This is a genomic window from Mesorhizobium sp. M7D.F.Ca.US.004.03.1.1, assembly GCF_003998635.1.
Taxonomy (GTDB): Bacteria; Pseudomonadota; Alphaproteobacteria; order Rhizobiales; family Rhizobiaceae; genus Mesorhizobium; species Mesorhizobium loti.
On the sequence record NZ_RZQG01001360.1, the window covers coordinates 1 to 1,140 of the forward strand.

1 protein-coding gene and 1 pseudogene are annotated in these 1,140 nt (G+C 62.0%); both read right to left on the reverse strand.

All coding sequences use genetic code 11. The annotated features are described in order from the left end of the window. Window positions 1-837: NTP transferase domain-containing protein (locus tag EN935_RS37075; protein WP_164771738.1), on the reverse strand; the 837-nt coding region annotated here is incomplete at its 3' end. A gap of 167 nt (window positions 838-1,004) precedes the next feature. Continuing rightward, window positions 1,005-1,140: pseudogene (locus EN935_RS37080) on the reverse strand (cytochrome c biogenesis protein CcdA); the annotation flags it as partial.

The window sequence follows — 1,140 nt, forward strand, 5'->3', positions numbered from 1 at the left end:
GGGTTGGACGATCGTGTCGGCGCCGATCTCGGTGTCGTGCGAGAAGTACACGGTCTCCGGCGCGATCAGCGTCACGCCCGATAGCATCACTTCGTGGCGGCGGCGCGCCTGCCAGATGCCCTCGGCTTGCGCCAGTTCGGCGCGGTTGTTGATGCCGAGCGCGCTCTCGAAACTGGCTTCGGTGGCAATGACATCGAGGCCTCGCGCGCCGGCGATCTCGACAATGTCGGTGAGATAATACTCACCCTTGGCATTCTTGTTGCCAACCGCGTCGAGCAGCTTCAGCGCGTGGGCACCGGCCACCGCCATCATGCCGGCATTGCAGAAGGTTATTTTCCTCTCCTCCTCGGAGCAATCCTTCTCCTCGCGGATGGCGACCAGCTTCCCGTCCTTCTCGATCAGCCGGCCATAACCGGTCGGACTGGGCGGGCGGAAACCGATCACCACGACGGCAGCGCCCTCAGCCAGCTTCAGCCGCGCCACGGTCAGCGCATCCGCGTCGATCAGCGGCGTGTCGCCGAACATCACAAGGATATCGTCATAACCCTTTGATATCGCCTCGCGTGCGGCCAGAACGGCGTGCGCCGTTCCGAGACGCTTTTCCTGCACGAAGGTCTCGGCCTTTGGCGCGAATTTCGCCGCCGCCTTGCGCATCTCGTCCGCGCCATGGCCAATCACCAGCGCCTGGCTGCCGGCGCCGGCTGCTTCGGCTGCCTTCACCACATGGGCGACCATCGGCAGCCCGGCGATCTGGTGCAGCACCTTCGGCAGCACGCTCTTCATGCGCGTGCCTTCGCCGGCGGCGAGGATGACGGACAGGCAGGATCTCTGGCTCATGGATGGACAACCATATGAAAGGGTTGGGAATCAAAGCATGCTAGCAGTGGCGCCATGCTGCACCAATGCGGTTAAATTCCGATGAGATCGGATGAGCAACTTACTTTTAATCAGTAGTTCAACGATCCAATCGAACGCAGAAAATGCGTTCGGCATCCGACAAAAAGTTACCCCAGCCGCCCCAGCACCGGAAAATTCTCCAGCAGCCAGTAGGACACGGTCTGCACGCCACCGGTGAGGAAAAACACGCCGGCGACCACCAGCAGAGCACCGATGGCCTTTTCGACGCGGCCGAGATGGACG